At 53.2% G+C, this 23,247-nt stretch carries 19 protein-coding genes; 5 read left to right on the top strand and 14 right to left on the bottom strand.

The window, feature by feature from the left end; genetic code table 11:
- Positions 1-6: 6 nt before the first annotated feature.
- The 6 genes from GBC03_06005 to GBC03_05980 all read right to left on the bottom strand — a co-directional run bounded on the left by GBC03_06005 (position 7) and on the right by GBC03_05980 (position 6,469).
- A complete protein-coding gene (locus GBC03_06005) occupies positions 7-888 on the bottom strand; it encodes an L-ribulose-5-phosphate 3-epimerase (GenBank protein QFS69799.1) in 882 nt (293 codons plus the stop codon).
- Positions 881-1,933: an ABC transporter permease gene (locus tag GBC03_06000; GenBank protein QFS69798.1), complete on the bottom strand. Its 1,053-nt coding sequence runs from the start codon at positions 1,931-1,933 to the stop codon at positions 881-883. Before GBC03_06000 ends, GBC03_06005 begins: the two co-directional genes overlap by 8 nt.
- 13 nt (positions 1,934-1,946) lie before the next feature.
- Positions 1,947-2,939, bottom strand: a complete 993-nt coding sequence (locus GBC03_05995) for an ABC transporter permease (protein ID QFS69797.1) — start codon at positions 2,937-2,939, stop codon at positions 1,947-1,949.
- Positions 2,932-4,446 (bottom strand): ATP-binding cassette domain-containing protein, encoded by a 1,515-nt coding sequence (locus GBC03_05990; protein QFS69796.1) that lies wholly within the window; start codon positions 4,444-4,446, stop codon positions 2,932-2,934. Before GBC03_05990 ends, GBC03_05995 begins: the two co-directional genes overlap by 8 nt.
- Positions 4,447-4,509: 63 nt before the next feature.
- Positions 4,510-5,514 carry a substrate-binding domain-containing protein gene (locus GBC03_05985; GenBank protein QFS69795.1) on the bottom strand — a complete coding sequence of 335 codons (1,005 nt, stop codon included), beginning with the start codon at positions 5,512-5,514 and terminating at the stop codon, positions 4,510-4,512.
- Between the two features lie 142 nt (positions 5,515-5,656).
- The gene (locus GBC03_05980; GenBank protein QFS69794.1) at positions 5,657-6,469 is read right to left on the bottom strand and encodes a DeoR family transcriptional regulator; all 813 of its coding nucleotides are present in this window, start codon (positions 6,467-6,469) and stop codon (positions 5,657-5,659) included.
- 441 nt (positions 6,470-6,910) lie between these two features.
- Here GBC03_05980 and araD point away from each other — a divergent pair, with 441 nt between their 5' ends.
- Positions 6,911-7,603, top strand: coding sequence for an L-ribulose-5-phosphate 4-epimerase (gene araD, locus GBC03_05975; GenBank protein QFS69793.1), 693 nt, complete (start codon positions 6,911-6,913; stop codon positions 7,601-7,603).
- Between the two features lie 63 nt (positions 7,604-7,666).
- On the opposite strand, the gene argH is transcribed toward araD, so the two are convergent.
- From argH to argC, 3 genes are all read right to left on the bottom strand, one after another.
- Positions 7,667-9,040: an argininosuccinate lyase gene (gene argH / locus GBC03_05970; protein ID QFS69792.1), complete on the bottom strand. Its 1,374-nt coding sequence runs from the start codon at positions 9,038-9,040 to the stop codon at positions 7,667-7,669.
- A gap of 110 nt (positions 9,041-9,150) precedes the next feature.
- The gene (argB, locus tag GBC03_05965; protein QFS69791.1) at positions 9,151-9,927 is read right to left on the bottom strand and encodes an acetylglutamate kinase; all 777 of its coding nucleotides are present in this window, start codon (positions 9,925-9,927) and stop codon (positions 9,151-9,153) included.
- Between the two features lie 7 nt (positions 9,928-9,934).
- Positions 9,935-10,939: an N-acetyl-gamma-glutamyl-phosphate reductase gene (gene argC / locus GBC03_05960; protein QFS69790.1), complete on the bottom strand. Its 1,005-nt coding sequence runs from the start codon at positions 10,937-10,939 to the stop codon at positions 9,935-9,937.
- 88 nt (positions 10,940-11,027) lie between these two features.
- On the opposite strand from argC, the gene argE reads away from it, so the two are divergent.
- From argE to GBC03_05940, 4 genes are all read left to right on the top strand, one after another.
- Positions 11,028-12,179, top strand: coding sequence for an acetylornithine deacetylase (gene argE / locus GBC03_05955; protein ID QFS69789.1), 1,152 nt, complete (start codon positions 11,028-11,030; stop codon positions 12,177-12,179).
- Positions 12,180-12,536: 357 nt separating this feature from the next.
- The gene (locus GBC03_05950) at positions 12,537-15,188 is read left to right on the top strand and encodes a phosphoenolpyruvate carboxylase (protein ID QFS69788.1); all 2,652 of its coding nucleotides are present in this window, start codon (positions 12,537-12,539) and stop codon (positions 15,186-15,188) included.
- A 206-nt stretch (positions 15,189-15,394) separates the two neighbouring features.
- On the top strand, positions 15,395-17,128 hold the full coding sequence (gene cptA / locus GBC03_05945; protein QFS69787.1) for a phosphoethanolamine transferase CptA: 1,734 nt from the start codon (positions 15,395-15,397) through the stop codon (positions 17,126-17,128).
- Between the two features lie 87 nt (positions 17,129-17,215).
- Positions 17,216-18,067, top strand: a complete 852-nt coding sequence (locus tag GBC03_05940) for a helix-turn-helix domain-containing protein (protein ID QFS69786.1) — start codon at positions 17,216-17,218, stop codon at positions 18,065-18,067.
- Here the strand turns inward: GBC03_05940 and GBC03_05935 are convergent.
- The 5 genes from GBC03_05935 to GBC03_05915 all read right to left on the bottom strand — a co-directional run bounded on the left by GBC03_05935 (position 18,054) and on the right by GBC03_05915 (position 23,193).
- Positions 18,054-18,410 carry a PTS fructose-like transporter subunit IIB gene (locus GBC03_05935; GenBank protein ID QFS69785.1) on the bottom strand — a complete coding sequence of 119 codons (357 nt, stop codon included), beginning with the start codon at positions 18,408-18,410 and terminating at the stop codon, positions 18,054-18,056. The two genes, GBC03_05940 and GBC03_05935, sit on opposite strands and share 14 nt — an antisense overlap.
- Before the next feature lies 1 nt (position 18,411).
- Positions 18,412-19,290: a [formate-C-acetyltransferase]-activating enzyme gene (locus GBC03_05930; GenBank protein QFS69784.1), complete on the bottom strand. Its 879-nt coding sequence runs from the start codon at positions 19,288-19,290 to the stop codon at positions 18,412-18,414.
- Positions 19,256-21,553: a formate C-acetyltransferase gene (locus tag GBC03_05925; GenBank protein QFS69783.1), complete on the bottom strand. Its 2,298-nt coding sequence runs from the start codon at positions 21,551-21,553 to the stop codon at positions 19,256-19,258. Before GBC03_05925 ends, GBC03_05930 begins: the two co-directional genes overlap by 35 nt.
- A 224-nt stretch (positions 21,554-21,777) precedes the next feature.
- A complete protein-coding gene (locus GBC03_05920) occupies positions 21,778-22,098 on the bottom strand; it encodes a PTS fructose-like transporter subunit IIB (GenBank protein ID QFS69782.1) in 321 nt (106 codons plus the stop codon).
- A 15-nt stretch (positions 22,099-22,113) separates the two neighbouring features.
- Positions 22,114-23,193, bottom strand: coding sequence for a PTS fructose transporter subunit EIIC (locus tag GBC03_05915; GenBank protein QFS69781.1), 1,080 nt, complete (start codon positions 23,191-23,193; stop codon positions 22,114-22,116).
- Positions 23,194-23,247 lie beyond the last annotated feature (54 nt).

The following is a 23,247-nucleotide window of genomic DNA, read 5'->3' as shown; positions in this document are numbered from 1 at the left end:
CTCTCCTTATCCTGCGATCAATGCCCGCTCGTCGTGCCACCCCGCCGCCTGCATCTTGCTTTCTATCCACTGGCGCGCGTGGATAATTTCCAGTAACGGTTCAGGGGATTTTTCTGTCCACATTTCAATCAGGAAAGTGCCCCTATAGTTCAGACGGCGTAATATTCTGAAGAGCTTCACGAAATCTACGCATCCTTCACCAAAGGGGACATCGCGGAACTGCCCTGGGGAATCCGGCGTCACCGGAAAGGTATCTTTAAGATGGATGGCGGCAATCCGGTCAATACCTTTCGCCAACTCACTCTCCAGCTCATTGCCCCATGCGGTGAGATTGCCAACATCGGGGTAAACGGTAAACCACGGAGAATTGATTTTTGCATCCAGCACTTTCCATTTGCTGATGGAGTTAATAAAGGGAGTATCCATAATTTCCACAGCGCACATCACCTGCGCAGCGGCGGCCTGCTCCGCCACCCAGGCCATCGCATCCTCAAACAAGGCGATAGTGTCGTCATTCTGCGGCTCGTAATAGACGTCATACCCGGCAAGCTGGATGGTTCGAATGCCCAAATCCTGCGCCAGCCGTAATGCTTTTTGCATGATCGTTCGCGCTTGCAGGCGGGTGTCGCTATCGTGACTGCCAAACGGGAAACGGCGGTGCGCCGATAAACACAGGGTCGGAATACGCACGCCGGTTTTCTGAATGGCGCTAATGATTTCCATGCGCTCGGCAAGCGACCAGTCCAGACGAGCCAGGCGCTCTTCGCTTTCATCGACTGACATTTCAACAAAATCAAACCCGCATGATTTCGCCAGCGCCAGTTTTTCTACCCAACTGGTGTTCCTGGGAAGCGCCTTTTCATAAATACCTAATGGATGGCTACGCATTTTTTCCCTCACGAGTGGCCAGTTGTTGTCGAAATGCTTTCAGGCTGTTATTCATGGCGCGTCGCGCCTGCCATTTTTGTTTGAAGAACTTAAAGGCCAGGGCGGCAATCAACGTTATTCCCCATACTGCCAGATTGAAATGCAGACTCAGTCCTGACAGGCTCAGCCCGGTGGCGATAACCTGGAGCACCAACAACGCGCAGAAGACATGACCGACTTTACCGACCCCGCCGAATGGATCGGTGCCGCCAAGGACAATGGCCAGCACCGTCAGCAGGAGATAAGAATCGCCATAGCCCATACGTGCAGAGTTAAAGCGGGCCAGCATAATGAGCCCCGCCAGTACGCAAAGCAGACTGGATATGGCGTAAATCGCCATCAGAACACGGTCGGTCCGAATACCGCTAAACCAGGTCGCATTGATATTGCTGCCGCACATGTAAATAACCTTCCCGGTGCGGGTTTTTCCGAGGAACAGTGCCAGCATGATCGTCGTGACGATAAAAATCACCATGGGAACCGGCACGCCATAAACCACTTCCGACCCCATACTGCGAACAATGGGTGGCATCCCACTGAGCGCGGCGCCTTTGGTAAGATAAATACCAATGCCACTGATAATCGTCATACTGCCCAGCGTGACCAGAATCGGGTGTGCCCCCACCCGGGAAATAATGATCCCTGTGATAGCGCCAATCACGATGGCGATCATCATCGCGCCCAGCATCGCCAGAAATAACCACCACAACTGCAGGCCGGTAGACGCCTCAGCAGGCACATACTGGATTAACAACCAGGCCATAAACAGACTGGTCAGATTCGCCGTGCCGATAATCGCCAGATTCAACCCGCCACTCAGCATAGGGACAAACATTGCGAAAGTGAGCAGCCCCAGTTCTGGCAACTGGAAGGCAATACTCAGAAACGTATTATCGGTAAAAAAACGTCCGGGCATCGCCAGACTAAATGCCACCACCGCGAAGAAACATATCGCCAGTAAACCGGAGCTGGTGCCATCAATTGGTAAAAATGCCTGTTTTTTCATTTCAAGCCCCTTGTCAGACGAATCCAACGTCCGTTTCTTTACGTTTTTTGTAGTGAGTGACGCAAATTGCCGAGACAATGACCACCCCGATGACGATGTTGACGAAGTAGCTGGAGACACCGACCAGGTTGAGACCATTTTTTAGAATGCCGATGAGGAATACCCCCATCAACGTGCCAATGACTGACCCGCGACCGCCGGATAAGCTCGCGCCACCTAACACGGCGGCAGCCAGTACATCCAGTTCGCCTCCCACTAACGCATTGGGCACGACCTCGCTCATACGATAAGCCTGAAGCATTCCCCCAATCGCTGCCGCAGCGCCAAGATAGCCATAGGCGAACAGATAAATGAGTGAAACCCGAATCCCAATACGCCGCGCCGACTCAGTACTGCCGCCCACGGCATAAAGCTGACGTCCAATGTGGGTTTTGTTCATCACAATCCAGGTGAAGCAGGCCATGCCCAGCATCACCACCAACGGCAGCCCAACCTGGTAAACTTCCCCTTCAAAGCCAAAGCTGAAAAGGGATCGCTGTGTAACCCACCAGTCAGGCAAGTCGTAAATGCTGTGACCATTGGTCAGCCACATCAACATGCCAAATAGCAGTGATTGCATACTGATAGTGATAATGATGGAAACCACATTGAGGTAATAAATGAGGATCGCGTTAATCAGGCCAAACAGAATGCCCAGCACGATCGCCAACCCAAGGCACAGCAGGGGATTCGCGATCGCCCCATTCAACAACAGCGACGCCACAATGTACTGCACCACGGAAGCGACGGCCGCGAACGAAATATCAATGCCTCCTGTCACCAGCACGACAAATAAACCGAGGGCAAAAATTCCCGTTACGGCATAGCTCTCGGTCAGATCCAGCAAATTCTGAATCGACAGGAACTCATCACTCATCAGAGAAAAAAGCGCCAGCATCAGGACAATGACCCAGCCCAACCATCCTTCGACCGAACGTGGGAACCGGAGCTGCAATACATTAGCCATTAATCACCTCCGCAAGTTGCTGTTCGGTATAGAGAGAAGGCAGCAATTCATTAATAATCTTTCCTCGCTGCATATGGAAAATACGATCGCAGTTGTAATACGCTTCTGGCGCTTCATCAGTAATCAGCAACACGGAAATACCGACACCGGAAAGCCGGTGGATAAGCTGGTAAATACTGTCTTTCGCACCAATATCAACGCCTACCGTTGGCGCATCGAGAATCAATACTTTCGGCCGAGTGAGAATCCATTTTGCCAACACTACTTTTTGCTGATTACCGCCAGAAAGCGTGGATAACGGGTTATCAGGATCGGTGACTTTAATATCCAGATCCTGAATCCATTCCTTAACAAGGGTCTCCTGCCGTTTTTTATCAATACATTGCCAGGGTGTTTTTAACCGATTCAGGATCGAGAGCACCATATTGTCACTGACCGATTGCGGTAAAACGGCCCCCAGCGTCAGGCGGTCTTCAGAGACATAAGCAATACCCAGTTTCGCGGCTTGCGTATTATCGTTAATCACGACTTTCTTCCCATCCAGATAAATATCCCCACTATCTGGATGAGTAATACCAAAAAGGCTCAATGCCAGTTCTGTTCGCCCTGAACCTAGTAAGCCACATAATCCCAGCACTTCACCCTGGTGAAGCTGGAAGGAAATATCTTCAAATTGCCCTTTCCGGCTCAATTTATTCAGCTCAAGGACGACTTTCCCGCCAATACCATTCGGTAATTTTTTCTGATGAACAATCGTTCTGCCAGTCATCAGTTCAGTAATCCGTCCTGGCGACAATAAGTCTGCTGCCCAGGTTCCGATGATTTCGCCATCGCGAATCACCGTAATACGGTCGGAGATTTCTTTAACTTCATCCAGTCGGTGACTGACAAAAACCACCGTAATATTTTTATCACGGAGGTAATTTACCGTTCGTAATAGCTGGTTCACTTCGGTGCGGGTAAGTGAAGCCGTCGGTTCATCCATGATAACCAGCCGGGCTTCTGCGACCAGCGCACGGCAAATCGCTACCTGCTGGCGTTGTGCAATAGGCAAATGCTGAACCAGCGCATCTGCATCAAGATTAAAATTCAATTCCTGAATAATTTTCTGCGATACAGCTTTCAGGTGAGATTTTTTATGCCAGCGAAAATACCCTTTCAGGTTGTACTCAAAGGCAATATTTTCCGCTACCGTCAGGTTTGGAAACAAAGAAAGATCCTGATAAATAACCTGAATGCCTAACTCGCGCGCTTTATCGGGTGAGAGTCTGCTCCATGATTTATCATCGATGATAATTTCACTGCCGGTATCCGGGGTATAAACACCGCTCAACGTTTTGATTAACGTACTTTTGCCACAACCATTCGCACCCGCAAGGCAGTGGACTTCACCTTTATTTAGCGTGAGATCAATATTTTTTAATGCCTGATGACCGCCGAAGCTTTTAGTCAGCGATTTTAGCGTCACTAACGGCACATCTGCATTTCGCTCTGCAATATGGGGCATCTGCGGCTCCTGAACGACCAAAGGATATCCGGGCCACGACTGGCCCGGTGATGCAACCTAAAATTACAAACCTAATTTCACTAAACGTTGCGTATTTTCAAGATCGAGTTTTTCAGGGTTATCACTCAGAATGGTATTGTTCTGAACGTTAATTTCCCCCATATCGCCAAGTTTCACGCCATCTTTGATAGGTTCGCCATTCATCATCGCCGTGGCGACCTGAACAAAAACTTTGCCCGCCGTCATCGGATTAGAAATATATCCGCCATCAATCGCGCCTTTTTCCAGCAGCTTAATTCCCTGTCCCGGGGTGAATGTGCCAAATACGCAAATCGCATCGTTTTTCTTACGCTTATCAATTGCGCGGCCTGCGCCAATCGGACCTTGCGAACCAAATGACATGATACCTTTGAGATCTTTATATTTTGACATCAGGTCATTCGCAGTACGCATTGAGTCGTCCACGGATTCCGCCACGCCAAAACGATCCTCAACCAGCGTCATTTTTGGGTAATGTTCTTTTTGATACGCGATAGCAGCGTCAGCCCAGTCATTCACCAGGGGAACTGTCAGGCTGCCGACGAACATGGCGTATTTTCCTTCTTCACCCATGCATTTCGCCATATCTTTCATATGGTTGGCACCCATTGTTTGGGTGTTCAACAATTCAAAGTCCCAGTCAGCATTAGCCTGGTTCGGCGACTCATGCGTAATGACCTTAATACCGGCTTCCTGCGCGCGCTTCAGCACAGGCTCCAGGACTTTCGCATCGTTTGGCACAACGCCAATCACATCGACTTTTTTAGCAATTAAATCTTCGATGGCGCGGACCTGTTCAGCCGGGTCTGCGGTCGTCGGCCCGACTTGCCAGGCATTAACGCCTAATGCTTTTCCTTCTTCCTTAATGCCTTGTTCCATCACGTTAAACCAGGGAATGCCCCCCACCTTAACCACGACACCCATCGTGAAAGGTTTGTTGGCTTTTTGCGGTGTAGCGGGTTGTTCCGCCCAGGCTGCGGTTGACGTTAAAACAGCAGTAATCAGGCAGGGTAAGATTAATTTTCTCATCGTAATTTCCTTAAGAAATAGCGTCATGTGTCAGGGAAACCCGATAAAAATATCAGCCTGACTTTTTATTAATTTCAACTTTTCTCTGGTATTGGCTAAATAATCGGGATGCTACCTCAATTATTCAGATAACGATTCACATCTATGACTTATCAACTTCAACAACATTTAACTGCGGATGCAAACTACGGTAACGCTCATCACTACAACTATTGGTAACCATAATATCAATTTCATCCAGCATACATATTTTGCTAAAGGCGAACTGTTCGAACTTACTGGAGTCAACCATTAATATTTTTTTCGCCGAAACCTGTAACATAACCTGTTTCAACCGGGCATTTATTTCACTACCATCACGGATTCCATTTTCCAGATTCACGCCCTGACAGGAAAAAAAGAAACTATTAATCTGAAAGTTTCTGATGGCGCTCTCCGCAACCGGACCATGAAAATCATCATGACGTTCGGAATACTCGCCGCCGATACCAATAATACGAACGTTATCCCGACAAGCTAACGCCTGGATAATACGCAGTGAATTGGTCACGACCGTTATATCGATATCCGGGATTTGCCGGGCCAGAAACCAACAGGTGCTGCTGTTATCCATCAAAATGCAGTCGCCAGGATGAATAAACTGGAGCGCTGCTTTGGTGATTTTTGCTTTAATATCAGGATGTTCTTCAGTACGTTTACGAAATGATTCCGCCCGATCCACGCTATTTTTTTGCCAGGTGTTGTCTTCAATCGCCACAGGCGTAATATCCGGCGCATCCAGTGAAACCGCACCACCAAAGCTGCGGGTGAGCTTCTTATTTTTTTCCAGCCTCGTCAGATCTCTGCGAATTGTTTCCTGCGACACCTGACATAATTGCGACAGTTCCGTGACGCGCACCGCCCCCAACTTCTGAACATGCGCACAAATCATTTTATAACGTTCTGCCTGCAACATAATATCGACCCACGAAAACCGATTTCATCATGTGTTTATCATTAATCTTTTTGCCCTAAATTAAAGTGAGTGGTGTCAAGGATCGTTTTACAGAAATATCACACACACTGTAACGTGACAAAAACCAAAAATCCGACTGCAACAAAAGCAAAAAGCAATGAAGAAATCCAATCTACATCACAAAACATCGCTCTTTTATTCTGTTGTTTCCACAAGAAAACCACCATTCGGTCATTTACGGGCATTCATAAAACACAAAAACATGCCCGACTAGTTCCGAATTTGACCGTTTTCGTTGTTTTGGTAACACAAAGAATCTGTATGAATTTTACATCTTATTTATTCAGCGTAATTTAAATAACAACGTTACAAACCGCGCCAATTAAAGAACGAGAGAAAATCCGCTTTTTATAAAAGCAAACGGTAATTCAGGAGTAAAGAATGAATACACTGAAGAAAAAAGTGCTGGCCGCTAATTTATCTTTGCCGGCTCATCAACTGGTCACCTTTACATGGGGAAATGTCAGCGGAATTGATCGCGAAAAAGGGGTAATGGTGATTAAACCCTCCGGTGTCGAATACGACAATATGAGTCTGGATGATATGGTCGTCGTCGATATACACAGTGGAAAGGTTGTCGAAGGGAACAAAAAACCGTCATCGGATACCGACACGCATCTGGCGCTGTATCACGCCTTTCCAGATATTGGCGGCATCGTCCATACCCATTCGCGCCACGCGACCATCTGGTCGCAGGCCGGAAAAGATTTAATGCCGCTGGGCACAACACATGCTGATTATTTCTATGGCGCAATTCCTTGTACACGCCCCATGCGGGATGAAGAAATCAATGAACGTTACGAATACGACACCGGCAGCGTCATTATTGAAACCTTTAAACAACGAGGGATCGCGCCCAACCATATTCCTGCCGTACTGGTAAACAGTCATGGCCCCTTTGCCTGGGGCACCGATCCTGCCAACGCCGTGCATAACGCCGTTGTGCTTGAAGAAATCGCGTATATGAATTTGTTCACACAGCAACTGCAACCCCATCTCACCGCGATGCAGCAAACATTGTTGGACAAGCACTTTTTAAGGAAGCACGGCGCGAACGCCTACTATGGTCAGTAATGCCTGATGCAGTGACATAAAAAAGCCTGGCATCGCGCCAGGCTGAGTGAAACCGCATAACCGTTATGCCAGACGCGCCTTCGCATAGCCGATCGCTTGCGCAACCTGCTGAGGAGACACGCCGCCTTTCGCCGCGCGCTTGTCCAGACACGACTGCAGGGAGAGGATCGGATACACATCATCGCCGATGACGCTACTGAATTTCTGCAGGTCGCCCAGCGGCAGATCTTCCAGCGGTTTCCCCTGGCGAATCGCCTCAACGACCGTTTCACCCACGATATGGTGCGCTTCACGGAACGGAACGCCTTTCGCGACCAGATAATCCGCCAGTTCGGTGGCGTTTGCATAACCTTGCTGCGCGGCTTCCTGACAACGCGGACGTTTCACCTGGATACCGTCCAGTACCAGCGCGGCCATATGCAGGCAGTCCAGCCAGGTGTCGAGCGCGTCGAACAGGCCTTCTTTGTCTTCCTGCATGTCTTTGTTATAGGCCAGCGGCAGCCCCTTCAGCGTCATCATCATGCCGGTCAATGCACCCTGAACACGGCCACATTTACCGCGAATCAACTCCAGCGCATCCGGGTTTTTCTTCTGCGGCATCAGCGACGAGCCGGAGGTCACGCGATCGGAAAGCTCAACAAAGCCCGCCTCACCCGTGTTAAAGAAAATCAGGTCTTCGGCAAAACGCGACAGATGCACCATCCCGATAGCGGCGTCAGACAGCAGTTCCAGCACATGGTCACGATCGGAAACGCTGTCCAGACTGTTCCGCGTTGCCGAGGCAAAACCCAGCCAGCCGGCCAGCTGTTCACGATCGATTTCATACGCCGTCCCCGCCAGGGCGCCACAGCCTAATGGGCTCACATCCAGACGTTTTAACGCGTCCTGCAAACGACTTTCATCACGCACCAGCATTTCGACATAGGCCAGACACCAGTGCGCAAACGTCACCGGCTGCGCACGCTGCAGATGGGTATACCCCGGCATTACCGCATCCTGGTTATTTTCCGCCGTCTCGACCAGCGCGCTTTGCAACTGACGATTCGCGGTAAGCAGTTCGGTCACCGTCTCTTTGCACCACAGTTTCAAATCGGTGGCGACCTGGTCATTACGGCTACGCCCGGTATGTAGCTTTTTACCTAACTGACCCACTTTGTCGATCAGTTTGCCTTCCACCCAGCTATGAATATCTTCGGCATCGCTTTGCAGAATCTGCTGAGGATTGGCGCGGACCTCTTCCAGCAGAATGTTCAGCGCTTCTTCGAGCTGAAGCTGTTCGTCAGCGGTTAACACGCCAACGGTGACTAACGCTTTGGACCAGGCGACAGAGCCAACAATATCCTGCTCCGCCAGACGGTAATCAAAGCGCAACGAATCGTTGAACTGTTTGAACCGCTGATCTGCTGCCTGAGTAAAACGCCCACCCCAAAGTGCCATAACATGCTTCCTTAAATTCTTGAATTGCCGGATGGCGCTGCGCTAATCCGGTCTACAGGTTGTGTTTTCGTAGGCCCGATAAGGCGTAGCCGCCATCGGGCACAAAATCATTACGCCAGAATACGCGTACCAATCGGCGTGCCGTTGAACAGCGCCGGGAGTTGCTCGGCATGACGCCAGGAAGCGATATCCACCGGACGTCCCAGCGTACGCGCGGCATCCAGCGCGGCATTTACCTTCACAATCATGCCATCCGTAATGATACCCTGGTCGATCAGTTGTTCCGCTTTCGCGGCGGTCATTTCGGCAATGCGCTGACCTTTACCGTCGAGAATCCCGCTCACGTCGGAGAGCAGGATCAAATCCGCGCCCAGCGTCGCCGCCAGCGCCGTCGCCGCCTGGTCCGCGTTCACGTTCATCAGTTGCCCTTCTTCCGTCACCCCAATCGAGCTGACCACCGGCAGAAAACCCTTTTCCAGCAGCGTGTTAATCAGCTCAGGCGAACCCGGCTGCGCCAGTCCAACGTGGCCAAGCTCTTCGTCGAGCTGAGTCACGTTTACGCTATCGCCATCGCCAAGATACAGACCAACGGAGGCAATGTGATGCTTCTTCGCCCAGGCCAGCAACGTTTTGTTTGCCGTCCCCGCCAGCGCACCGGTGATGATGTCGATCTGGTCGGCAGGCGTCACGCGCAGGCCGTTTTTCTTTTTCACCGGCAGGTTAAGCCCTTTCATCAGTTCATCGACGACGCAGCCGCCGCCGTGCACAATGACCAGCGGACGCTGATGCGACTCACGATAGTTCACCAGCGCGGTAAAAAGACGCTCCAGCGCCTCTTCGCTATCCAGTAATACGCCACCCAGCTTGATAATTAATGGACTCATCATTGCACCCTTAAATAAGAGACTGCGTTTCAGCAAAGCCGAAACGAATATTAGCGCACTGCACTGCCTGTGCGGCGGCGCCTTTCAACAAGTTATCTTCGGTAGCCACCACAATCAAATGTTCACCCTGCACGGCGAAACCGATATCGCAGAACGGCAGCCCAACGACATTCTTCAGCGCCGGAACGCCTTTGTCATACAGACGCACCAGCGGTTTATCACCATACGCCTGCTGTAATACCTGAGCGACCTGCGCATGCGTCACGCCCGGCTGCAGCCGACAGGTGATCGTTTCCAGAATCCCACGCGGAAAATTACCCAGATGAGGCGTGAAAATCACCTCGGTCCCCAGATGGGTGGCAATCTCCGGCTGATGACGATGGGTAAACACGCCATACGGTTGCAGGCTCACTTCGCAGAAACTGTTAGACAGCGCCGCTTTACGTCCTGCCCCGCTCACGCCGCTGGTCGCGTTAATCACCGGCCATTGCGCCAAATCCAGCAACCCGGCGTCGATCAGCGGCTTAAGAGAGAGTTGCGCCGCCGTGGGATAGCACCCCGGCACCGCAATCAGATTCGCCTCTTTCAGCTTGTCGGCGCTCCACTCCGCCAGGCCGTACACCGCCTGCTCAAGCAGGTCAGGGTGCTGATGGGTGAAACCATAGTATTTTTCGTAGAACCCGGCATCGTTCACACGGAAGGCACCGGACAGGTCGAAAACGACGCAACCGGCGGCCAGAAATTGCGGCGCCAGGTCATGGCTGACTTCGTGGGCGGTGGCTAAAAACACCACATCCACGCCGTCGGTAAACTCGCTGATATCGGACATCGGCTGCAACGGCAGATCGACAATGCCTTTAAGCTGTGGATGCAAATCAGAAATTAACTTTCCCGCATCATTGCTTTGCGCTGAGACGGTCAAAGCGGTTATGGTCATATGGGGGTGGCGATTCACGTAGCTTACAAGCTCTGCGCCCGCATAACCGCTAGCGCCTACAATCAGCGTATTCAACATCAGGTTCCTTTATGCTCAACGTTAATGTATTTTTATGCACATTTATTGCATGAATATTGATACTATCACGACCTAAGGTGTGTCAACAATGAAAATGAACTTACCGCCATTTATCGAGATCTACCGCGCGCTGATTGCCACGCCGTCCATCAGCGCTACCGAAGAAGCGCTGGATCAAAGCAATGAGTCTTTAATCAATCTGCTGGCGGGTTGGTTCAGCGATCTCGGTTTTAACGTTGAGATTCAACCGGTCCCGGGAACCCGCAATAAATTCAATCTGCTGGCCAGCACCGGACAGGGCGCGGGCGGCCTGCTGCTGACGGGTCATACCGACACCGTGCCGTTTGACGATGGGCGCTGGACGCGCGATCCCTTCACCCTCACCGAGCATGACAACAAGCTCTACGGTCTGGGCACGGCAGACATGAAGGGCTTCTTCGCTTTTATTCTCGACGCGCTTCGCGACGTTGATGTGACACAACTGAAAAAGCCGCTCTACATCCTGGCGACGGCAGATGAAGAGACCAGCATGGCGGGCGCGCGTTACTTCTCAGAAAACACGGCGATTCGCCCCGATTGCGCGATCATCGGTGAGCCCACGTCGCTACAACCGATTCGCGCGCACAAAGGCCATATCTCAACGGCAGTACGGGTGATGGGCCAGTCCGGTCACTCCAGCGATCCGGCGCGCGGCGTGAACGCTATCGAACTGATGCACGACGCCATTGGTCGCATTATGCAACTGCGCGACACCCTAAAGGAACGTTATCACTACGATGCCTTCACCGTGCCGTATCCCACCCTGAATCTGGGCAGTCTGCACGGTGGCGATGCCTCGAACCGCATTTGCGCCTGCTGTGAACTGCATATGGATATCCGCCCGCTGCCGGGCATGACGCTGGGCGATCTGGATGGCCTGCTGACAGAAGCCCTGGCACCGGTGAGCGAACGCTGGCCGGGTCGGCTGACCGTTGCCGAACTGCATCCGCCGATCCCGGGCTACGAATGTCCGCCAGACCATCAGTTGGTTGAAGTAGTGGAGAAACTGCTGGGCGAGAAAACCGATGTGGTGAACTACTGTACCGAAGCGCCGTTTATTCAGACCCTGTGTCCGACGCTGGTGTTGGGCCCGGGCTCTATCAATCAGGCGCACCAGCCGGATGAATATCTGGAAACCCGGTTCATCAAACCGACGCGTGAACTGATTACCCAGGTTGTTCATCATTTCTGCTGGCACTGACCTCCATCACTCTCCGGTAACACCGGAGAGTGACTTTTGTCACAATTCCATAAGTAATACTTATCTGCCGCAAAGTGAATTAAATTTCGTAAATTATCGACATTTATTCGTTTGCTGAAGCGATTTCGCCGCAATTGACGAATGGTTTTTTACGTGGCTTTATAAAGTGAGATGAATTAACAAATGTCCTGATCACAGGACTCAAACCCACAGTATTTCGTGTTGCAGGAAGGCGGCAAGTTTGTGGAGCCCCGGGAGCTTACCTAAGTAAGTGACCGGGGTCCACAAACGCAGCCAACGCATCTGCGGCGCGAAAGACGAAGGGTAAAACATATGAGATGGGGTGTCTGGGTTAATATGAACGAACAATATTCCGCGTTGCGTAGTAATGTCAGTATGCTCGGCAAAGTGCTGGGAGAAACCATCAAGGATGCGCTGGGAGAGAACATTCTTGATCGCGTAGAAACAATCCGTAAGCTGTCTAAATCCTCGCGCGCTGGCAATGAAGCTCATCGCCAGGAGTTACTCACCACGTTACAAAATCTGTCGAATGACGAGCTGCTGCCGGTCGCACGCGCGTTTAGCCAGTTCCTGAACCTGGCCAACACCGCCGAGCAATATCACAGCAGTTCGCCAAAAGGCGAAGGCGCCAGCAACCCGGAAGTGATTGCCCGCACCCTGCGTAAACTGAAAAACCAGCCGGATCTGAACGACGCCATCATCAAAAAAGCGGTGGAGTCGTTGTCTCTGGAACTGGTATTGACCGCACATCCGACGGAAATCACCCGTCGCACGCTGATCCATAAAATGGGCGAAATTAACGCCTGTCTGAAGCAACTCGATAACAAAGATATCGTTGAGTACGAACGCCACCAGCTGATGCGCCGTCTGCGCCAACTGATTGCACAGTCCTGGCACACCGATGAAATTCGTAAGCTGCGCCCAAGCCCGGTTGATGAAGCCAAATGGGGCTTCGCGGTGGTCGAGAACAGCCTGTGGCAGGGGGTTCCGAACTATTTACGCGAACTAAACGAACAGCTGGAAGAGAATCTGGGTTACCAGTTACCCGTTGATTTCGTTCCCGTACGTTTCACCTCGTGGATGGGCGGCGACCGTGACGGCAACCCAAATGTAACCGCGGATATCACCCGCCACGTTCTGCTGCTAAGTCGCTGGAAAGCGACCGATCTGTTCCTGAAAGATATTCATGTTCTGGTTTCTGAACTGTCGATGGTCAATGCCACGCCGGAACTGTTAGCAATGGTCGGTGAAGAAGGCGCATCGGAGCCTTACCGCTATCTGATGAAAAACCTGCGCGCACGCCTGATGGCAACCCAGGCCTGGCTGGAAGCGCGCCTCAAAGGCGAGAAGCTGCCGAAACCAGCAGGTCTGCTGACGCAAAACGAACAGCTGTGGGAACCGCTGTACGCCTGCTACCGGTCGCTACAAGCCTGCGGCATGGGCATTATCGCCAACGGTGAACTGCTCGACACCCTGCGTCGCGTGAAATGTTTTGGCGTTCCGCTGGTCCGTATTGATATCCGTCAGGAAAGTACCCGCCACACCGAAGCGCTGGGTGAACTGACCCGTTACCTCGGCATCGGGGACTACGAAAGCTGGTCAGAAGCGGACAAACAGGCCTTCCTGATCCGCGAACTGAACTCCAAACGCCCGCTGCTGCCGCGCAACTGGGAACCGAGCAATGACACTCGCGAAGTGCTCGATACCTGTAAGGTCATTGCCGAAGCGCCGAAAGGTTCAATTGCCGCCTACGTTATCTCGATGGCAAAAACGCCGTCCGACGTGCTGGCCGTGCATCTGCTGCTGAAAGAGGCTGGAATTGGCTTCGCTATGCCGGTTGCGCCGCTGTTCGAAACCCTCGACGACCTGAACAATGCCGACGACGTGATGACCCAACTGCTGAACATCGACTGGTATCGCGGTCTGATTCAGGGCAAGCAGATGGTGATGATTGGCTATTCCGACTCGGCAAAAGACGCCGGCGTGATGGCCGCCTCCTGGGCGCAGTATCAGGCGCAGGATGCGTTGATTAAAACCTGCGAGAAAGCGGGTATCGAGCTGACGCTGTTCCACGGTCGCGGCGGCTCCATCGGTCGCGGGGGCGCGCCAGCCCATGCGGCATTGCTTTCACAACCGCCGGGCAGCCTGAAAGGCGGTCTGCGCGTGACCGAACAGGGCGAAATGATCCGCTTCAAATACGGCCTGCCAGAAGTCACCGTTAGCAGTCTGTCGCTGTACACCAGTGCGATTCTGGAAGCGAACCTGCTGCCGCCGCCGGAGCCGAAAGACGCCTGGTGTCATATCATGGACGAACTCTCGGTCATCTCCTGTGACGTATACCGTGGTTATGTTCGTGAAAACAAAGACTTTGTCCCGTACTTCCGCTCCGCAACGCCAGAACAGGAACTGGGTAAACTGCCGCTCGGCTCACGTCCGGCGAAACGTCGCCCGACCGGCGGTGTAGAATCCCTGCGCGCCATTCCGTGGATCTTCGCCTGGACCCAGAACCGCCTGATGCTGCCAGCCTGGCTGGGTGCCGGTACCGCGCTGCAGAAAGTGGTTGAAGATGGTAAGCAGAGCGAACTGGAAGCGATGTGTCGCGACTGGCCGTTCTTCTCCACTCGCCTCGGCATGCTGGAAATGGTGTTCTCGAAAGCGGATCTGTGGCTGGCGGAATATTACGATCAGCGACTGGTGGCGAAAGAGTTGTGGCCGCTGGGCAAAGAACTGCGCGAACTGCTGGAAGAGGACATCAAAGTGGTGCTGGCCATTGCCAACGACTCACACCTGATGGCCGATCTCCCGTGGATTGCCGAGTCTATTCAGTTACGTAATATCTATACCGACCCGCTGAACGTTCTGCAGGCAGAGCTGTTACACCGCTCACGACTGACGGAACTGCAGGGCAAAGAGCCCGATCCTCGCGTTGAACAAGCGCTGATGGTCACCATTGCCGGCGTGGCGGCAGGTATGCGTAATACCGGCTAATTTCACCCTCTTCCCCCCTCTCGTGCTATTGCGCGCGAGGGGGCTGAAATATTGCTGTCATAACCTCCGCACATTCACTATATTTCTGTCTGTTTTTTCCACCGTGAGATTTTTCCAGAGCAACGTGCGCCTTTGCGCCGATGCTTCAGATTCTCTTAAGGTTTAGTCGCTACGTTTGGCACCACGTTTAAAGACAGGCTGACAATATGCAATCCACAACCCTCCAGTCTACGCCATCATTTAGCTGGAAAGCCCTTGGTTGGGCGCTTCTCTATTTTTGGTTTTTTTCCACCTTACTACAGGCCATTATTTTAGTTACGGGTTTCAGCGGCACCAACGGGCTGCGTGACTCATTGCTTTACAGCTCCCTTTGGCTGATCCCGATTTTCCTGTTTCCCAACCGAACCCGCATTATTGCTGCGGTGGTGGGCGTCGTGTTGTGGGCCACGTCGCTGGCCACGCTCTGTTATTACGTCATCTACGGACAAGAGTTTTCGCAAAGCGTCCTGTTCGTGATGTTTGAGACCAATGCCAACGAAGCCAGCGAATACCTGAGCCAGTACTTCAGTCTGAAGATCATCGCCATTGCGCTGGCTTATACCGTTGTCGCCGTATTTCTCTGGACGCGACTGCGCCCCGTCTATATTCCCGGACGCTGGCGTTGGCTCGTCTCTTTTGCGTTGCTATACGGACTGATCCTGAACCCGTTTGTGGTTCGTTCTGCGTTTGGCAACTCACCGTATGAGAAGACGCTAAGCGGCCTCTCCTCGCGTATGGAACCGGCCGCGCCGTGGCAGTTTGTCATTGGGTATTATCAGTATCAGCGCCAGTTGACCTCACTCAACAACCTGTTGAGCCAGAACCACGCTCTGCCTCCGCTGACCAATTTTAAAGACAACTCCGGCGACGCACCGCGCACGCTGGTGCTGGTAATTGGCGAGTCTACCCAGCGTGGCCGCATGAGTCTGTACGGTTATCCGCGTGAAACCACACCGGAACTGGACGAATTGCATAAGTCAGACCCGAATCTGACCGTGTTTAATAACGTCGTGACCTCACGCCCTTACACGATCGAAATCTTGCAACAGGCGCTGACCTTCGCGAACGAGAAGAACCCGGACCTGTATCTGACGAAACCGTCGCTGATGAACATGATGAAACAGGCGGGATACAAAACCTACTGGATCACAAACCAGCAGACGATGACCGCTCGTAACACCATGCTGACGGTCTTCTCTAAGCAGACCGACGAGCAGTTCTATATGAACCAGCAGCGTACGCAAAGCGCGCGCGAATATGACACTAACGTGCTGACGCCATTTAAGAAAATCATGGCCGATCCTGCACCGAAAAAGTTCATCATTGTTCATCTGCTGGGCACGCACATTAAGTACAAATTCCGCTACCCGGAAGACCAGGGTAAATTCGACGGCAGTACCGATCATCTCCCGCCGGGCCTGAACGCAGAAGAGCAGGAGTCGTATAACGATTACGACAACGCCAACCTGTATAACGACAAGGTCGTCGCGAGCCTGATTAAGGATTATAAAGCAACCGATCCGAACGGTTTCCTGCTCTATTTCTCCGACCATGGTGAAGAGGTGTATGACACGCCGCCGCACAAAACACAGGGTCGCAACGAGGACAACCCGACGCGTCACATGTATACCGTGCCGTTCCTGCTGTGGACCTCAGAGAAATGGCAGGCCGCGCATCCGCGTGATTTATCACAGGATGTGAATCGTAAGTACAGCAGTTCGGAACTGATCCACACCTGGTCCGACTTAGCTGGCCTGACCTACGACGGTTTCGATCCGACGCGTTCCCTCACCAGCCCGCAGTTCAAAGAAACGACGCGCTGGATTGGCAACCCGTACAAGAAAAATGCGCTGATTGACTACGACAGCCTGCCGTATGGCGAGCAGGTAGGAAATCAGTAAGTGATTCAACAGGCCACTCTTTTTAGAGTGGCCTTTTTTCACCATGGCGGTTACTGTTTCCCTGTCTGCGCAACGCAAGGGATCATCATGTATCAAGACGTCAGCCATCTTCTTTCCCGCCTGATTCATGGCCCCTCGCCGCTGCGCCAGATTTTCTTCGCCAGTACGCTCACCCCCATCCCGGAACTGGCGTATCAGGTCGATTTTCCCCGTCTGGAAATCGTACTGGAAGGTGAACTGGCCGACGCCAGCCTTACCGATACGCTCACGCCTTGCGATGTGCTCTATGTACCGGCTGGCGGTTGGAACCTCCCGCGATGGCAAGTGCCCGTCATCACGCTCAGTATTCTGTTTGGCAAACAACAGTTGGGGTTCAGCGTTGTGCAATGGGACGGGAAAACGTACCAGAACCTGGTCAAACAGCACGTGGCGCGCCGTGGACCGCGTATCGGTTCCTTTCTGTTACAGACGCTCAATGAAATGCAGATGCAACCACAGGAGCAGCAGACAGCGCGGTTGATTGTCGCCAGCCTGCTCAGCCACTGTCGCGATCTGCTTGGCAGCCAGATTCAAACCGCCTCACGCAGTCAGGCGTTATTTGAGGCTATCCGCGACTACATTGACGAGCGTTACGCATCACCGCTTACCCGGGAGTCGGTAGCGCAGGCGTTCTATATCTCACCGAACTATCTCTCGCACCTGTTTCAAAAAACCGGGGCCACCGGCTTTAACGAATACCTGAACCATATGCGACTGGAGCACGCGAAAGCATTGCTAAAAGGCTACGATCTGAAGATCAAAGAGGTGGCTCACACCTGTGGATTTGTCGACAGTAACTACTTTTGCCGCCTGTTTCGTAAAAATACCGAACGCTCACCGTCAGAATATCGTCGTCAGTATCACAGCCAGCTAACGGAAAAGCAGATTACTCCAGAATAAGGTGGGTATATTGCGGAGCGGAAAGTAGCTTACGTACCGCGCTCATCACACGCTGCGGTTCGCGCAGAAAGGCGTTAATCCCGGACTGGACATAGCGGCACTGGGTGAAACGCTCCGCGCCCGCCAGATCGATATCGGTAATCAGCAGCACGGCATCCGCCCGGCGGATATCATCTTCAGTTAAGCGATTTTCCGTGCCGAGCGCCCCCTGCGTTTCAATCTTGATGGTCCACTTTTCCTGCTGGCACAACTTCTCCAGTCGTTCAGCCGCCATGTAGGTATGCGCCACGCCGCTTACGCAGGCCGTCACCGCGACCAGATATCGTCCTGTTGAAACGGACATATTACCCTCCTGTTGTGACCTGAAAGCCAACGTTCTCCGCCATCTCACGCACCTGGGCGACAACCTGCTCCGTTGGCGCAGGGACGTCCTTCATTGACCATTGCTGCCCAAGCAACCGGTATTTCGGTTCACCGTATAAATGAAACGGTAACAGGTGCAGTTGCTTTATACCAAGCGATAACAGCAACGTCAGCGCACGCTGTATATTCTCCTGCGTAAGCGTGTAGCCGGGGATCAGCGGCAAGCGGGGGATCACGTTCACGCCCTCTTCCACCAGCATTTGCAGATTCGCCACCACGCGTGGCATGTTCATCGCCACAATCTCACGGGCCCGTTCTGGCTCCATTATCTTTAAATCGAACAGTACCTCATCACACGTTTTCGCCAGCGGCAGCAGGCGACGGGCGGGGGCATCGCCTGCCGTTTCAATCGCACAGTGCACACCCCAGCGCCGCAGACGTTGTAAGAACCGCGTAGCAAAGGCCGCCTGCATCAGCACTTCGCCGCCCGACAGCGTCACCCCACCACCAGAGGTACGAAAGAAAACGTCATCTTTCATCACCTCACGTTCCAGTTCATCCAGGGTGATGTCGCGACCAATCCGCTCAAACGCCCCGGACGGGCATTCATCGGCATCACGCAGACACGGCGAACAGTGCAGACATTTACTTTCCCGCCGCACCGTTTCAATCCGTGGCGAGATAGATTCCGGATTAGCGCACCACGGGCAGGTATGCGGGCAGCCTTTAAAAAAAACCACCGTGCGGATCCCCTGACCGTCATTCAGCGAATAGCGTTGAATATTGAAGATGCGCGCAACCTCCTCGTCGCGCGACTCCACAACCTCACAACTGATGCGCGGTGCGGCGAATGATGTCATCCTGGATCTCCTTCGACAGCTCGACAAAGAAGGCACTATACCCCGCCACGCGCACCACCAGCCCGGCGAAATCCTGGGGTCGCAGCTGTGCTTCCCGCAGCGTTTCGGCATTCACCACGTTAAACTGAATGTGCTGCAATTTTAGCTGGGTAAAGGCACGCAAAAAATCACACAGCTTGCGTAATCCCGCCTCTCCTTCCAGCGTGGCGGGCGTGAACTTCACGTTCAGCAACGTCCCGTTGGACAGCAGCGTGTTATCCAGTTTACTGACTGATTTCAGTACCGCCGTCGGCCCCTGCATATCCTGCCCGAGCATCGGCGACAGGCCGCCATCGGCCAGTTGTTCACCGGAAAAACGCCCGTCCGGCGTCGCCCCTACCACTGCCCCCAACGGAACGTGTGCAGAAACGGTATAAGAGCCTGGCGTAAACTGGCCGCCACGCGGATTCTGGTATTTCTCCACCTCTTTGCAGTAATAACGCAGCAGTTCGGCGCTGATGTTGTCCACCTCATCAATGTCATTACCGTACTTCTGGAAGCGGTTGATGAGCCTCGCGCGGATCTTTTCCCCTTCCGGCGTGGCGAAGTTGGCCTTCAACACCGCAAGCAATGCGTCGAAACTGACGCGCTGCTGATCAAACACCAGTCCGTTCAGCGCATGCAGCGAGTCGCTCAGATTGGCGATACCAATACCCTGTACCCCAGAGAAATTATAGCGCGCGCCGCCGTCGGTGATGTCACATCCCTTCTCCAGACAGTCGCTGATAAACGAGGAGAGCAGCGGCACCGGCGCCCAGTCGCGATGACCGATATCACAAATATTGCTGCCTTCCACCATCAGCGTGATGTAGTGGCTGATTTTGGCGCGAATATGCGCCAGCAGTCCGTCCCAGGTCAGCTCGCGATTGCCTTCGTTCTCATAGAGGCTTATCTCCATAACCTTCAACAGGTTGAACATGGCGATATCGTGCAGGCCGTAGGTTCTGCCCGGAATCGACAACTCCACGCACCCCACCACCGCGTAATCACGCGCATCTTCCAGCGAGACGCCCCGGTTGAGGAATGCCGGGATCACCACTTCGTCATTAAAGATCTGCGGAATGCCGGTCCCCAGACGGATGGTTTCGGCGGTCTTCATCAGAAACGGCGTATCAATCAGCGCGTTCGTGCGTACGCCCAGATTCGGCTGGGGTAACTGCACGCTCTGGTAGGCATCCAGACAGAGGAACGAAAGCACGTTTACCGCGCTGCGGCCATTTTCCGTCAGGCCGCCGAGTAGCGCGGTATACCCGGTCGGGAAGCCGGCGAAATAACGCGCGCTGCTGGTCGAACGCAGAAGCACGATGTCATTGCATTTCACCCACAGCGATTCGAGCAACTCTTTCAGGAATGCGGGGTCTTCCCCCTGCGTCAGCGACGCCTGATAAAATGGCAGCATGTACCGATCGAAACGGCCCAGCGACAGCGAGCTGGCGTTGGACTCGTACTGCAAAATGATATTCATGTACCAGAACAACTGGCACGCCTGCCAGAAAGTTTGCGGCTTATGCTGCACGTTATGCCGCGAGTTGGCGGCGATAGTCAGCAACTCCTGGCGACGCGTGGCGTCCGGGCAGCGTTCAGCCATACTTTCCGCCAGTACGGCATAGCGCAGAATGTGGCTCTGCGATGCCTCCAGCAGTAGCAGCGCCGCCTGATAAAAGACGTTATCCGGTGCCTGCTGGCAGTGCACGCGCATCTGCTCGACCAGTTCACCCAGCCCGTGATTCAGCAGACGTGGATAATCAATGATGATATGTCCCTGTCCCTTATCCGTTTGGTTGATGCTAAAAATCTGGGTGCTGACGGCGGCTTTGACCTCATCCGTCATCTGACCGTTGATGAAATCCTTCATTGACCGTTTTTCCCAGTAAGGGAAAAGCACATCGCGATAGAGCCGTTTATCGTCTTCGCTGATATCGAAACGGTCCTGGGGACGGGTCGGAAACTGATCCAACTCCTTGAGCAGCCAGTACGGGTCCATTTCCGGCGACATGATGCCCGCACGCGGCTTAACGGTACGGTTGCCGGCAATCAGTTCCTCATCACGAATCGAAATCGCGACATGCTCAAGGATATAAACCGTCGCTTTCGCCCGACGTAAAATGACCGGTTCCCCTTCTGTCTGCTGATGGCTGGCGGTATACAACACAGCACGCTCAAGTGAGATTTCACGGTTATTTTTAAAAAGGGCGGTTTTGAGACGATGGATACGGTTGGTCATGAGGAACTCCTGTGGGGCCAAACCTATCAGGCTATCTTATTTGTCATTTTGAACCTGGGCAGTGCTCGTAACCCTCACGTACTACGTGTACGCTCGGGTTCCTGCGCGCTGTCCGTGTTCAAACTGCCTGCAACGATGACGCCTGATGAGGTTGCCCCTTAAACTTAAAACTTGCTCTGATTCGTAGGCCGGATAAGCGAAGCGCCATCCGGCAAACAAAACGGTTACGCAGTCTGCGCCAGATGCGCGCCAATCTTGTTCATGATCGCGTCAGCGCGTTTCACCGCATCGCTGATGTTGACGCGTACGATGGTTTTGCCTGCAAAACGCTCTTCAAATTTGATACCGATATCTTTGGTCAGAATGACGATATCGGCCTGCGCCACATCGGCTGGCGTCAGTTCATTTTCCAGACCAATCGAGCCCTGCGTCTCAACTTTCACTTCCCAGCCTTTTGCTTTGGCTGCGCTTTCCAGCGCTTCAGCGGCCATATAAGTATGTGCAACACCTGAAGGACATGCGGTTACTGCAATAATTTTCGTCATGACGCCACTCCTCACTTAATTAATTTCAAAATCTAAATCCAGATCGTCTTCTTTCTCGTCGGTCTGAGAGACATTCTTGCGCGCCAGACTTTTCAGCACGTTCACACAGACAGCCGTCACCACCGCCCCCACCGCCACCGCGGCGACATAGCCCAGTTTGCCTTCAACCACCGGCAGAACGATCAGTCCGCCCCAACCGGCGTAACACTGCGCGCCGAACAGCGCCGCAGTGACCGCACCACAGGCCGAGCCCAGCATGATGGAAGGAATGACGCGCAGCGGGTCAGCGGCGGCGAAAGGAATCGCCCCTTCGGTCACGCCGACACAGCCCATCACCAGCGCCGCTTTACCGGCTTCGCGTTCTTCAGAAGAGAAGTTTTTACGCCCCACCAGCGTCGCCAGCCCTAAGCCCAGCGGCGGCACGCAGATCCCAACAGCCGCAATGGCCACCACGGTGTAAACCCCCTGCGCCACGCAAATCAGCATAAAGGCGTAGGCAACCTTGTTGATCGGGCCCCCCATGTCAAAGGCCAGCATCAGTCCCATAATCACCGCCAGCATCACGATGCTGCCCTGCTGCATACCCTGCAGCCACTGGGTCAGACTGGCGGTCAGTGCGCCAACGGGTTCGCCCAGCCCCCACATCATGATGCCCGCCGTGATAAAGGTCCCGACGATAGGAATCACGAAGATCGGCATCACGGAACGCAACACCTTATGAACCGGGATTTTTTTCAGGTAGTGCACAACGATGCCGCCGATAATCCCGGCAATCAGCGCCCCGAAGAACCCGGCGCCGAAGCTGTTGCCCACCCAGGCGCCAATCGCACACGGTGCCAGGGCAGAGCGTTCGGCAATGGAATAACCGATGTACGCCGCGAGGAAAGGGACCATCAGCGTCAGCCCGGCCACGCCGATATCAAACAGTTTTTTGAGATTCGGATCGGTCGCGGCGTCAGGCACCGCGCCTTTGCCATACAGCATGACGGAGACTGCCAGTAATATGCCGCCCGCGACCACAAAGGGGATCATATGCGACACCCCCGTCATCAGATGCTGACGGGTGTTTTTCAGGATTTGTACCAACTCATTCATAAGTCGCTCCCGGGCACATGTTTGCCCATGTCCATAACGTTGTTGTGGAAAACA

The sequence above is a fragment of the Citrobacter telavivensis genome, from assembly GCA_009363175.1.
In the GTDB taxonomy this organism is placed as follows: domain Bacteria; phylum Pseudomonadota; class Gammaproteobacteria; order Enterobacterales; family Enterobacteriaceae; genus Citrobacter_A; species Citrobacter_A telavivensis.
This window is presented reverse-complemented; position numbering and strand designations above follow the sequence as displayed.